The sequence below is a fragment of the Pseudomonas sp. MDT1-16 genome, assembly GCF_054898115.1.
Genome location: NZ_CM142717.1, coordinates 2,436,741 through 2,449,160, shown reverse-complemented (window position 1 = coordinate 2,449,160; position 12,420 = coordinate 2,436,741). Strand labels below are relative to the sequence as shown.

Genomic DNA, 12,420 nt, shown 5'->3' with positions numbered 1-12,420 from the left:
TACTCCCATCCGCGGGGCGTTTCAAGCTCACGCCGATGGTCGCTTGACGTCTTTCCATTTCAAATCACCGGGAGTTATAAAAACAGGCAAAACCGTAACCTAATGGAAGGTTAGAACCCATGCGTCAAACCGGTCCCGGAGGCCCAACGAAAGAAGGCGGCCAACTGGCCGCCTTCTTGGGTTTACCGGTAGAGATCAAAAATCGTCTTCAATCTGGCCGTCTTTGACTTTGAATTCGCGGTTCTGCAAGTACGCATTGCGGATGAAGGTGTACTTGTCGCCACTGATCAGCTTCTCGGCCGACAACAGGCTGGCACGGGTATCGACAATGTTCAGGCCGAAGATCGAGTTACGCAGGGGCACGTCGTGGATATACGGGTACGGGCCGGTATAGCCGTCGACATACTTGGACGGCGCGTCACGTAGCGTGCTTGGCCCCAACAACGGCAACATCACATACGGGCCGCTACCCACACCCCAGTAGCCGAGTGTCTGGCCGAAGTCTTCGTCACTGCGTTGCAGGCCCATTTTGGTGCCCACGTCGATGAAGCCCAGCAGGCCGAAGGTGGTGTTGAAGATCAAGCGTGCGGTGTCGACGCCAGCGGCGGCCGGTTTGGCCTGCAAGATGTTGTTGGCAAGGTTGGTGACATCACCGACGTTGCGGAACATGTTGTGAATACCGTCTTCAAGAAACTGTGGCGTCACGAACTGATAGCCTTGCGCCAAAGGCTTCAGTGCATAGGTATCGACAACGTCGTTGAACGTGTAGATCGGGCGGTTGATGCTTTCCCAAGGGTCGTCTTCCGAGGCTGCCTGGGCAACGAACGGAACCAGCAGTACGCTGGCAAACACACAAAGCTGAGCTAGATGATTGCTCCAGCGCATAGAAAACTCCTTGGATTGTACTGTCGCGGGCGCTTGGCCCAAGCGTGAAGCTGGCTAGTATAAGACGGAAAAGCCGCCTAAGGCAGCACCGTGCGAGGCAACCTTCAGATCATTCGCGATGATTGTGAGCGATTCACATCAGTGTCACTCAACTGTCACCGTCGCCCCCTAGCCTTGAGGCTATTTCAGGGATGTTGATATGCCGCACGCTGAAACATTGCCCCACATTGCGCCCAGCCTGACCGCCGTCCTGTTCGGCCTCAGTGGTTGCCTGGTGGATTTCGGCGCACGCACGCGCACGCAAAGCAGCCACTCTGCCGTGCACGCCGAAGCCACGCCCGGTGCGCTGGATAGCCTGCGCAGCTTGCAGCATCAGCAGATTCCCTGTGCCTGGCTCGATGAGCTCCCCCCTGCCCTCAGCCATTCCCTGGCCGTCGCATTGCCTTCATGGATCAAACCCTCGCAACACCCCGAAACAAACAATCCATGGCCGGCGCCGCACGCCTGCTGGCAAGCCTTGATGACGTTGAATGTCGAACGACTGGAGGGTTGCGTACTGGTCAGCGGCGAACCGCGATTGCTGCAAGCGGGGCTCAATGCCGGGTTGTGGACGATTGGGCTGGCGTCCTGCGGCTCGCTCTGCGGCCTGGCGCCCAACGACTGGCAGGCGCTGACTCAGCAGGAACGGGAATTCAAACGCGGAAAGGCAACGGTGCAACTGTTCGGTCTGGGTGTGCATTCGGTGATCGATCACCTCGGTGAACTTGACACTTGCCTGGCAGATATCAGCCTGCGCCGACTCAAGGGCGAAAAGCCCTGATGGAGATCATGCAGGTTGCACGCAAGTGGATTAATCTAAGGGTCAAGCCATAGACCTTTGGCGTGCTGCTGCGGTCTATGCCAGTGCCTATCGATAAAAGGAAGAACGCCATGCCTGCCCGCGAACTGCAACAACAGCTCAATACTCTGCGCGAGCAATTGGAACAGAATCCACCGCTGACCGAGGCCGAGCGCGAAGACCTGCACTTGCTGATGCAACAGATCGAACTGGAGCTTGATCTCGAAACCAAAACCAAGGACTCCAGCCTCGCCGACAATGTGAACCTGGCCGTCGATCGCTTCGAAATCGAACACCCGACCCTTGCCGGCACCTTGCGCAACATCGTGCAAGCGCTGGGCAATATGGGAATCTGAACCCGCCAAATGTAAAAAAGCCCCGCTAGTGATAGCGGGGCTTTTTTGCTCTTACTGGCGGACCAGCCGATCGTTCGGCAACTGCACTTCTTCAGTGCTGCGATACGGGTTGATGTCCAACCCACCGCGCCGCACATACCGCGCATACACCGTCAATTTCTCCGGTTTCAGCAACCGTTGCAGGTCGAGGAAAATCCGCTCCACGCACTGCTCGTGGAAGTCGGAGTGCTGACGGAAGCTCACGATGTATTCCAGCAAACTCGCGTGATCCAGCGCCGCGCCACGGTATTCCACCGCCACGCTGCCCCAGTCCGGCTGACGGGTGACCGGGCAGTTGGATTTGAGCAAATGACTGTGCACGCTCTCCTCCACAATGCGCGATTCATCGCAACGCAGCAGTTCCGGACGCGGTTGCTCATAGTTGCTGACGCTGATATCCAGATCATCAATGCACACACCCGGTAACGCCACAACGCCTTCGGCCTCGACGTCCTTGAGCCTGCGAATCCGCACGCCGACCGGTTTACCGGCCGCGGCCGACAGGTCTTTGACCAGCGTCGATTCAAGGCTTGCAGTGTCGGCAAACGGCGTCTGGTTCAGGGAGTTGAGATACAGCTTGAACGACTTCGACTCGATGATATTCGGTGAATCCGCCGGGATGCTGAATTCGCCAATGGCCACCACTGGCTTGCCCGAAGGCAATAGCCACGACAATTCGAAGCAGTTCCAGAAATCCACGCCTTTGTAGGGCAGGGTTTCAGCCGTCAGGCCCAGTTCGGCCCATTTCGCGGTGCGCGGGATCGGGAACAGCAACGACGGTGTGTAGGTGGCGATGTATTCGCTGGATTTGCCCAGCGGCGAGTGTTCGGCTGCGGGATGCATGGCGGAAACCTGACTGAAGAATCAGCGGATTCTACCAGCCTTTGCTCCCGCCTTTGAGTGCTTACTGACTGACAGTCAACTTGCCGACCATCCCGGTCTGGTAAGGACCGGAGATGTTGCAGGAAAATTCCAGGTTGGTGGCCTTGGTGAAGGTCCAGGTCAGCTCGGCGGTCAACGACATGTTGTACCTGGCCAAGGCCGACCACGGGTTGTTGATGCCCAGCGCGAACCGCTGGAGCTGACGGAAGAAGCGGAAAAGCAAGCCAAAGGATTGAGCGTGACGATTGAGAACAGTGGAGACGGAATTGACGGGGCGTTGCTGCCGCGTTTATTTGATCGCTTCTACCGGGCAGATTCGTTGCGAGTCGGATAACGGGTGGACGCGGTTTGTAATTGAAATGCCGAAGGGGGATTGAGGCCTGCAGGCCTCATTCCCACGCAGAGCGTGGGAATGATCATATAGCGGCGTAACGGCTTACGAATACCGCAACGCGTGAGCCGGCTCGATCTTCGCCGCACGCCATGCCGGGTAAACGGTGGCGAGGAAGCTCAGAATGAAACCCGCCGAGCAGATCAACAACACATCCCCGCCCTGCAGTTCAGATGGCAAGTTACTGACGAAGTACACGTCGGAACTGAAGATGTGCTGCCCACTGACCCGCTCCATCCAGCCGACCAGTTCACTGACATTCAGCGCCGCAACCACGCCGAGCACACCGCCGATCAAGGTGCCGACAATCCCGATCACCGTGCCCTGGACCATGAAGATCGCCATGATTTGCCCCGGCGTGGCACCAATGGTGCGCAGGATCGCGATGTCCGCGCCCTTGTCGTTCACCACCATGATCAGGGTTGCAATGATGTTGAACGCCGCCACCGCGACGATCATCAGCAACAGCAGGCCGATCATGGTTTTTTCCATTTTCATCGCGCTGAACAGACTGCCCTGAGTGTGGGTCCAGTCGTCAGCCTTGTAAGCGGTGCCCAGCCCGCCAGCAATATCGCTGGAAACCTTCGGCGCCGCGTACAAATCCTTCACCGCCAGACGCACGCTTTGCACCTGATTCGGCGCCCAGTGCTGCATCTGCGCGGCATCGGCCACGTGGATCAGCGCCATGGAACCGTCCAGTTCGGCGCCGACCTTGAACACGCCGACCACGTTCAACCGCTGCATGCGCGGGGTGATGCCGCCCGGTGCGTTGCTGATTTCCGGCACGATCAGGGTGATCTTGTCGCCGACGTTCAAGCGGAAGCGGCGTGCCGTGATCTCGCCGACCACCACGCCGAACTCACCGGGTTTCAAGGCATCGAGACGGCCCTGAACAATGTGCTGGGCGACGATCGATACCTTGCCTTCCAGCGCCGGATCAACGCCGCTGACCTGGATCGGCTGCATCGTCCCCTTGTAGGACAGCATGCCTTCCATCTCGGTGAACGGCACGGCGGCCGTCACTTCAGGATTCTTCATGGCCGCAGCGGCGACGGGCTGCCAATTATCGATCGGATTGACGCCGACGATCGTCGCGTGAGGCACCATGCCGAGGATCCGCGAGCTCATTTCGCGCTGGAAGCCGTTCATCACCGACAGCACCACGATCATCGCCAGCACGCCCAGGGCGAGGCCGATCATCGAGGTCATCGAGATGAAGGAAACAAAGCGATTGCGGCGCTTGGCGCGGGTATAGCGCGTGCCGATAAAGATCGATAACGGTCTGAACATTCGCTGGGGCACCGTATAAAAATAAAAGACCCGACGCACTTTTCAGCACGCCGGGTTTTGGTCAATCAGATGGGCGTCAGGCAACCTTCCTGCAAATGCAGGACGCGATCCATCTGGCGAGCCAGGTTCATGTCGTGAGTCACCACCAGGAACGCCGTGCGCATCGAGGTGCTGAGTTCCAGCATCAAATCCTGAATGCCCTGGGCGGTGTGTGAGTCGAGGTTGCCGGTCGGTTCGTCGAGCATCACCAGGCCTGGCTTGTTCACCAGGGCGCGGGCGATGGCCACACGCTGGCGTTCGCCACCGGACAGTTCCGAAGGCTTGTGTTCCAGGCGATGGCCCAGCCCTACCCGCTCCAGCAACGCGGTGGCACGCTGACGTGCTTCGGGGATCGCGGTTTTGCCGATCAGCAGCGGCATGCAGACGTTTTCCAGTGCGGTGAACTCGGGCAGCAAGTGATGGAACTGGTACACGAAGCCGAGGGAACGGTTACGCAGCAGGCCACGGTTCTTCTCGCTCAGTGCCGAGAGTTCTTCGCCGTCGAGCCAGACGCTGCCCTTGGTCGGCGTATCGAGGCCGCCCAGCAGATTGAGCAACGTACTTTTGCCCGAACCCGAGGTGCCGATAATCGCCACGCGCTCACCCGGATGCAGTTCCAGTTGCAGACCCGCCAGAACCTCAACCGACTCCGGGCCTTCCTCGTAGGATTTGCCCAGGTTGCGGCAGCTCAAGATTGCTTTATCACTCATGCCCGACTCACTCATAACGTAGCGCCTCCGCAGGCTGGGTGCGCGCGGCACGCCAGGCTGGATACAGGGTGGCGAGGAAACTCAGGACCAACGCGGCGGCGCAGACCATCAACACATCCTGGCTCTGCACTTGCGACGGCAGGTAATCGATGAAGTACACGTCGGCGTTCAGGAACTTGTGCCCGATCAGGCCTTCGAGGGCCGAGATCGCGGCGCTGACGTTCAGCGCGGCGAAGATCCCGACCACGGCGCCGATCAGCGTACCGATCACACCAATGACCGTACCCTGGACCATGAAGATCGCCATGATCTGCCCCGGCGTGGAACCAAGGGTGCGCAAAATCGCGATGTCGCCCTTCTTGTCGTTCACCACCATCACCAGTGTGGAAATAATGTTGAACGCAGCGACGGCGACGATCAGCAGCAACAGCAAACCGATCATGGCTTTTTCCATGCGGATCGCTTGATACAGATTGCCGTGGCTGCGCGTCCAGTCGCGGGCATAGAAATGGTCTTCGCCGAGTTGCTGGGCGATGCTCCACGCCACGCGTGGTGCCTGGAACAGGTCGTCGAACTTCAGGCGAATGCCCTGGACCTGATCCGGCTTCCAGCGATGCAGCTTGGCCAGATCCTGCAGATTGGTGATGCCCAGGTAGCCGTCCAGTTCACCGGCGCCGACGTGGAAGATGCCGACCACCGTGAAGCGTTTCATGCGCGGGAACATCCCGGCCGGGGTCACGGTGACTTCAGGTGCCACAAACGTCAGCTTGTCGCCGATCGCCGCCCCCAACTTGGCCGCGGCCTTGTCGCCGATGACGATGCCGAAACTGCCCGGCGCCAGGTCGTCGAGTTTGCCCTGCTGCATGAAGTTATCGATGATCGAGACCTGGCGTTCCAGCGCAGGGTCGATGGCATTGAGCAGGACTTTGGAGACCTTGCCGTTGTTGGTCAGCAAACCCTGCATCTGGGTAAACGGCGCCACGGCCGTCACCTGCGGGTTTTGCTTGACCTTGGCGGCCAGGCTTTGCCAGTCGCTGATCGGTTCACCGGACTCGATGGTCGCGTGGGGCACCATGCCCAGCACGCGGGTGCGCATTTCATGATCGAAGCCGTTCATGACCGACAGCACAACGATCATCACGACCACGCCAAGGGCGAGTCCGATCATCGAGGTCAGGGAAATGAATGACACAAAATGATTGCGACGCTTTGCACGGGTATAACGCGTGCCAATAAATACGAAGAGAGGTCTGAACATGTCGGGGCTTGTTCGGAGGGAAAAGGAACGTCCTTGTGGCGGGGGTCGATAACCAGCTTTACACTCAGACCACCGCCGCTACCATGGGTTCGCCATGTCGACATTAGATGAAGAAGATCGCCGCGAATACTACCGTATCGAGGACACGATCGCACTGGAAATTCGGCCCCTGTCCGCTCCCGAAGCCGCAGGCCAGGAAGTGTTGCAGGATGCTTCTCCTCTGTTCAACTTGCTCAGCGAACTGCACCTGAGCGAATTCGAGTCACAGCACTTGTTGCGCCAAATCAGTGAGCGCGACCGGAACCTCGCGGCGTTCCTGAAATCTCAGAATAAACGCATCGATTTGCTGAGCCAGGTGATCGCAATCACCGTGCTCGGGCAAATCGGCGAGCCGCAGCCGGTGATCATTTCCGAAGGTGGGATCGACTTTCAGCATCCGACGCCGATTGCCGAGGGCGCACACCTGTCGGTCAAACTGGTGCTGATGCCGCAAGCCCTCGGACTGTTGCTGCGGGCTCGCGTCACCCATTGCGATCGCAAAGGCGACGGCTACGACGTCGGTACCGAGTTCGAGTACCCGACCGATGCCCAGCGCCAATTGCTGGCCCGCTACATTTTGCAGAAGCAGGCTCAGGAACGACGTCTGGCCCGCGAACAAAACGAATCAGGCATTTAATTTAAGGAAGAACCGTGACTCACATCTACGGCCATCGCGGCGCCAAGGGCGAAGCACCGGAAAACACGCTGACCAGCTTTCAGCAATGCCTCAAGCACGGCGTGCGCCGCTGCGAACTGGACCTGCACCTGGCCATGGACGGCGAGTTGATGGTCATCCACGACCCTACGCTCAAGCGCACCACCGACCGACGCGGCAAAGTCGTCGAGCACACGGCGGCCGAACTGGTGACCTACGACGCGCGAAAGGGCGGCCCGGGCTGGATCAAGCCCTGCCCGATTCCAACGCTGGAAGAACTGTTCGAGAAATGCGATTTCGAGCACTGGCAGCTGGAAGTCAAAAGCGCTTCACGCACCCGCGCCGCGACGACGGTGCTGGCTATTCGCGAAATGGCTCAGCGTTTCGGCCTGCTCGACAAGGTCACGATCACCTCGAGTTCACGCGAAGTGTTGAAAGCCGCACTGGACCTGGTGCCGGACGTGTCCCGCGGATTGGTGGCCGAGTACGCCTGGCTCGATCCGTTGAAGGTCGCGCAAAGCTATGGCTGTGAGATTCTGGCGCTGAACTGGACCCTGTGTACGCCGGAACGCCTGCAGAAGGCGCAGCGTCAAGGGCTGCATGTGTCGGTATGGACAGTCAACGAGCCCGCGCTAATGCGCAGACTCGCCGACTTCGGCGTTGACAGCCTGATTACAGACTTTCCCGGTTTGGCCAGCGCCACGCTCGAGAATTGCTGAAATCGGTCTCCCCGGCCGGCTCAGGCCACCGGCCGGAGCCGCTCAAAAAAGCCGGTTGAGGCCATCGTACGCCGCTACCCGATAGGCTTCGGCCATGGTCGGGTAGTTGAACGTCGTGTTGACGAAGTACTTCAGCGTGTTCAGTTCACCCGGCTGGTTCATGATCGCCTGACCAATGTGAACGATCTCCGACGCCTGATAACCGAAGCAGTGAACGCCAAGCACTTCCAGGGTTTCGCGGTGGAACAGAATCTTCAGCATGCCCTGAGGTTCGCCGGCGATCTGTGCACGCGCCATGCCCTTGAAGAACGCCTTGCCCACTTCGTACGGCACCTTGGCCTGAGTCAGCTCCTGCTCATTCTTGCCGATCGAGCTGATCTCCGGAATGGTATAGATGCCGGTCGGCACGTCGTTGACGAAGCGCCAGCTATTGTTGTCAACGATGCTGCCAGCGGCCGAACGACCCTGGTCGTGAGCGGCACTGGCCAGGCTCGGCCAACCAATCACGTCACCGGCGCCGTAGATATTCGGCTTGCAGGTACGGTAGGCCTCGTCGACTTCGATCTGGCCGCGGCTGTTGACCTTCACGCCGACGTTTTCCAGACCCAGCTGATCGGTGTTGCCGGTACGACCGTTGCACCAGAGCAAGGCGTCGGCCTTGATCTTCTTGCCGGATTTGAGGTGCAGGATCACACCGTTGTCCACGCCTTCGACGCGGTCGTAGTCTTCGTTGTGGCGAACCGTGATGTTGTTGTTGCTGAAGTGGTAGCTCAGGGCCTGGGAAATTTCCGAGTCGAGGAAGCTCAGCAACTGACCGCGGTTGTCCACCAGCTCAACCAGTACACCCAGACCGCTGAAGATAGAGGCGTATTCGCAACCGATCACACCGGCGCCGTAAACGATGAGTTTGCGCGGGGTGTGACCGAGGCTGAGGATGGTGTCGCTATCGTAGATACGCGGGTGGTGGAAATCGATGTCCGCCGGGCGATACGGGCGCGAACCGGTGGCGATGATGATGTGCTTGGCCACCAGTTTTTCGACCACGCCGTTGGCGCAGACCACTTCGATGGTTTGCTCGTCGGCGAAGCTGCCGGTACCGAAGAACACGTCGACGCGGTTACGGGCGTAGTAGCCGGTGCGCGAAGCAACTTGTTTGGAGATGACTTTTTCGGCGCTTTTCAACACGTCCGGGAACGAGAACCAGCGTGGCTCACCAATGGCCCGGAACATCGGGTTGGTGTTGAACTGCATGATCTGCCGGACCGAGTGACGCAGTGCCTTGGACGGGATGGTACCCAGGTGGGTGCAGTTGCCGCCGACCTGGCGACGGCTATCGACCATCGCCACCTTGCGCCCTGCTTTGGCGGCGTTCATTGCCGCGCCTTCTCCCGCCGGGCCGGAACCCAGCACCACCACGTCGTAGTTGTAGACAGCCATGCGTACTCCTCAGAACAGGCCGCGGCGCCATCGGCACCTGCGGCTAAATCACGCCGATCTGCGGCGTGAAGGAACAATTTGGGGCCAGTGCAGAACCCGGACACAGTCTATATAAGCGTCAACGCCGGGCACATTAACCCTTGGTCGCGTCGTAGGCTACTTTTGCCTGCACTACAACGCCAGTCTTCGATGCTTGAATCGCCGTCATCACTCGGTTGTTCCGCCACTCAAGCGTTCAAAAGCCTGATTGGTTCGTGTGACGAAACCTGTATCGGCACGAATCACAAAGAATGCACCGATGTCATGCGTTTCGGCATAGTCCCAACCCCTTTCGGGACCCAGAATCAGCAACAGCGTCGATAAGCCATCGGCCATCAATGCTGAAGGATGAATCACCGTGACTGACGCCAAGGTGTGTAAGACCGGTGCCCCGGTGCGGGCATCGAAGGTGTGGGAATAACGCCGACCGTCCTGCTCGAAATAGTTACGATAGTCGCCGGAGGTAGAAACGCCGTAGCCGTCGACAGCGATGATGCGCTGGGCCACTTGCTGGTCGTCGCGGGGTTCTTCCACGGCGATGCGCCACGGTGAGCCGTCAAGTTTTTTACCGGCCGCCTTGAGTTCGCCGGTGGCTTCGGCGAGGTAGTTATGGATGCCCATCCCGTCGAGTTTTGCGGCAATCGTATCGACCGCGTAACCGGCGGCGATGCTATTGAAGTCGACCTCGACGGCGGCGTCCTTGCACAGTTGATCGCCATCGATACGCAGGTGCTGGTAACCGACTCGCTGCCGCACTTCGGCCAGCGCTTGGGCCGCGGGGATTTTTTCCTCGCGAGCCTGCGGGCCGAAACCCCAGAGGTTGAGCAGAGGTTCCACGGTCAGATCGAAGGAACCTTCGCTTTGTTCCGACAGACGCTCACCGACGCGCACCAGTTTGAGGATTGGCGCGGGCATTTTCTGACAGCGGTTGGCGGGTAGATCGTTGAAGCGCTCGATGTCCGAGTCGCTGCGGTAGGTCGACATTTGTTGATCGACTTCAGCAAGGATCTTTTCGACCTGGACACGGACCTCGGCCGGGGCGGGAAGACCGGCATGGCGCAGGTACTTGATCGAATAGGTGCTGCCCATGGTCGGGCCGCCGAAGCTTTCCATGGAGTCGCCGTTTCCGCAGCCTGTCAGGGCGCCCATCAGGACCACAAAACCGCACAGCCGCCATTTCAACAATCCTGCATCCCCTGGAGAGCCCCATGACACAACGCCAAGGCTCGCCATTATGCGGTAGAAGTGTGGGAGCGAACACCGCACAAACTAAAACGCCCCGACCAAAGTCGGGGCGTTTTCATGTGCAGCTAATGCTTAGCGCGGGAATGCTGGCGGGTTTACACCGGCCATGTCTTCCATCACGCGAACCACCTGGCAGCTGTAACCGAATTCGTTGTCGTACCAAACGTACAGAACAACGCGGTTGTCTTGGGTGATGGTTGCTTCAGCATCCACCACGCCTGCGTGGCGCGAGCCAACGAAGTCGGTGGAAACCACTTCCTGCGAATTGACGTAGTCGATTTGCTTATGCAGATCGGAGTGCAGCGCCATGTAGCGCAGGTACTCGTTCATCTCTTCACGGGAGGCGGCTTTCTCAAGGTTCAGGTTGAGAATGGCCATCGACACGTTTGGCGTCGGAACGCGGATCGCGTTACCGGTCAGCTTGCCGGCCAGTTCAGGCAGTGCCTTGGCAGCAGCGGTGGCAGCACCTGTCTCGGTGATCACCATGTTCAACGCGGCGCTACGGCCACGGCGATCGCCTTTATGGAAGTTGTCGATCAGGTTCTGGTCGTTGGTGTACGAGTGAACGGTTTCGACGTGTCCATTGATGATGCCGAACTTGTCGTTAACCGCTTTCAGCACCGGCACGATGGCGTTGGTGGTGCAAGAAGCGGCAGAAACGATCTTGTCATCAGCGGTGATTTCACCATGGTTGATGCCGTGAACAATGTTCTTCAGCTTGCCTTTACCCGGCGCGGTCAGAACAACGCGATCGATACCAGGGCAAGCCAAGTGCTGGCCCAGGCCCTCGGCGTCACGCCACACACCGGTGTTGTCCACCAGCAGCGCGTCTTTGATACCGTACTGGGTGTAGTCGACTTCGGTCGGGTTTTTCGCGTAGATAACCTGGATCAGGTTGCCGTTGGCGGTGATGGTGTTGTTGGCTTCATCAATGGTGATGGTGCCATCGAACGGACCATGAACCGAGTCGCGACGCAGCAGGCTGGCACGTTTCACCAGGTCGTTCTCGGCGCCCTTGCGGACGACGATGGCACGCAGGCGCAGGCCGTCGCCACCACCGGTTTTCTCGATCAGGATGCGCGCCAGCAAACGGCCGATACGACCGAAGCCGTACAGAACAACGTCGGTGCCTTTGCGGGCGGAAATGTTTTGCTGACCAACGACGTCAGCCATTTCCTCACGGACGAACTGCTCGGCAGTGCGGCCATTGCCTTCGGCCTTGAACTTGACTGCAAGCTTGCCCAAGTCTACCGAAGCGGCGCCGAGCTTGAGCTCGCTCATGGCCTTGATCAGCGGGAATGTTTCGTGGACGGACAGTTCGCTGTCGTCGGACTGGCGATGGCGGGCAAAGCGGTGGGCTTTGAGAATCGCAATGACTGAACGATTGATCAGGCTGCGGCCATAGATCGAGCTCACCACGCTGTTGTTGCGGTAGAGCTGACCGATAAGCGGAATCATCGCTTCTGCGAGTGCTTCACGGTCGATCCATTCACCAAGACACTGGTCGGGCTTCTGAGTCACGGGAACCTTCCACATGTAGGGGCAGAAAAAAGGGGCTACATTATGCCGCCGAGTGCCTCCCGTAGCAATGCGCGCCT

At 59.1% G+C, this 12,420-nt stretch carries 12 protein-coding genes and 2 pseudogenes; 5 read left to right on the top strand and 9 right to left on the bottom strand.

Annotated elements, in window-relative coordinates; translation table 11 throughout:
- Positions 1-195 precede the first annotated feature (195 nt).
- On the bottom strand, positions 196-885 hold the full coding sequence (locus ACYZT3_RS10945) for an MlaA family lipoprotein (protein WP_462032078.1): 690 nt from the start codon (positions 883-885) through the stop codon (positions 196-198).
- Positions 886-1,084: 199 nt separating this feature from the next.
- On the opposite strand from ACYZT3_RS10945, the gene ACYZT3_RS10940 reads away from it, so the two are divergent.
- Both ACYZT3_RS10940 and ACYZT3_RS10935 read left to right on the top strand, forming a co-directional pair.
- On the top strand, positions 1,085-1,705 hold the full coding sequence (locus ACYZT3_RS10940; RefSeq protein ID WP_282377622.1) for an HAD family phosphatase: 621 nt from the start codon (positions 1,085-1,087) through the stop codon (positions 1,703-1,705).
- 110 nt (positions 1,706-1,815) lie between these two features.
- Positions 1,816-2,079 (top strand): DUF4404 family protein, encoded by a 264-nt coding sequence (locus ACYZT3_RS10935; RefSeq protein ID WP_282377621.1) that lies wholly within the window; start codon positions 1,816-1,818, stop codon positions 2,077-2,079.
- Between the two features lie 51 nt (positions 2,080-2,130).
- Here the strand turns inward: ACYZT3_RS10935 and queF are convergent, their stop codons facing one another.
- Positions 2,131-2,961, bottom strand: coding sequence for an NADPH-dependent 7-cyano-7-deazaguanine reductase QueF (gene queF / locus ACYZT3_RS10930; RefSeq protein WP_282377620.1), 831 nt, complete (start codon positions 2,959-2,961; stop codon positions 2,131-2,133).
- A gap of 61 nt (positions 2,962-3,022) precedes the next feature.
- Positions 3,023-3,133 (bottom strand): annotated as a pseudogene (locus tag ACYZT3_RS10925) (copper-binding protein); the annotation flags it as partial.
- On the opposite strand from ACYZT3_RS10925, the pseudogene ACYZT3_RS10920 reads away from it, so the two are divergent.
- A pseudogene (locus ACYZT3_RS10920) lies at positions 3,120-3,377 on the top strand (hypothetical protein); the annotation flags it as partial. The pseudogenes ACYZT3_RS10925 and ACYZT3_RS10920 overlap by 14 nt on opposite strands.
- A 59-nt stretch (positions 3,378-3,436) precedes the next feature.
- Here ACYZT3_RS10920 and ACYZT3_RS10915 read toward each other — a convergent pair.
- From ACYZT3_RS10915 to ACYZT3_RS10905, 3 genes are all read right to left on the bottom strand, one after another.
- A complete protein-coding gene (locus ACYZT3_RS10915; protein ID WP_282377619.1) occupies positions 3,437-4,681 on the bottom strand; it encodes a lipoprotein-releasing ABC transporter permease subunit in 1,245 nt (414 codons plus the stop codon).
- 65 nt (positions 4,682-4,746) lie between these two features.
- Entirely contained in the window at positions 4,747-5,430 is a 684-nt protein-coding gene (gene lolD, locus ACYZT3_RS10910; protein WP_282377618.1) for a lipoprotein-releasing ABC transporter ATP-binding protein LolD, read from the bottom strand.
- Positions 5,431-5,437: 7 nt separating this feature from the next.
- On the bottom strand, positions 5,438-6,688 hold the full coding sequence (locus tag ACYZT3_RS10905) for a lipoprotein-releasing ABC transporter permease subunit (RefSeq protein WP_282377617.1): 1,251 nt from the start codon (positions 6,686-6,688) through the stop codon (positions 5,438-5,440).
- Positions 6,689-6,782: 94 nt separating this feature from the next.
- Between ACYZT3_RS10905 and ACYZT3_RS10900 the strand changes: the two genes are divergently transcribed.
- Together ACYZT3_RS10900 and ACYZT3_RS10895 are read left to right on the top strand one after the other, a co-directional pair.
- Positions 6,783-7,364, top strand: a complete 582-nt coding sequence (locus tag ACYZT3_RS10900; RefSeq protein WP_462032077.1) for a PilZ domain-containing protein — start codon at positions 6,783-6,785, stop codon at positions 7,362-7,364.
- A gap of 14 nt (positions 7,365-7,378) precedes the next feature.
- The gene (locus tag ACYZT3_RS10895) at positions 7,379-8,101 is read left to right on the top strand and encodes a glycerophosphodiester phosphodiesterase (protein WP_282377615.1); all 723 of its coding nucleotides are present in this window, start codon (positions 7,379-7,381) and stop codon (positions 8,099-8,101) included.
- A 42-nt stretch (positions 8,102-8,143) separates the two neighbouring features.
- Here ACYZT3_RS10895 and sthA read toward each other — a convergent pair whose 3' ends face one another.
- The 3 genes from sthA to ACYZT3_RS10880 all read right to left on the bottom strand — a co-directional run bounded on the left by sthA (position 8,144) and on the right by ACYZT3_RS10880 (position 12,358).
- Complete coding sequence (sthA, locus tag ACYZT3_RS10890; RefSeq protein WP_046055269.1) at positions 8,144-9,538, bottom strand: Si-specific NAD(P)(+) transhydrogenase; 1,395 nt, start codon at positions 9,536-9,538, stop codon at positions 8,144-8,146.
- A gap of 207 nt (positions 9,539-9,745) precedes the next feature.
- Complete coding sequence (locus ACYZT3_RS10885; protein WP_282377752.1) at positions 9,746-10,726, bottom strand: FAD:protein FMN transferase; 981 nt, start codon at positions 10,724-10,726, stop codon at positions 9,746-9,748.
- Positions 10,727-10,894: 168 nt separating this feature from the next.
- Positions 10,895-12,358, bottom strand: a complete 1,464-nt coding sequence (locus ACYZT3_RS10880; RefSeq protein WP_282380356.1) for a glyceraldehyde-3-phosphate dehydrogenase — start codon at positions 12,356-12,358, stop codon at positions 10,895-10,897.
- Between the last annotated feature and the right edge of the window lie 62 nt (positions 12,359-12,420).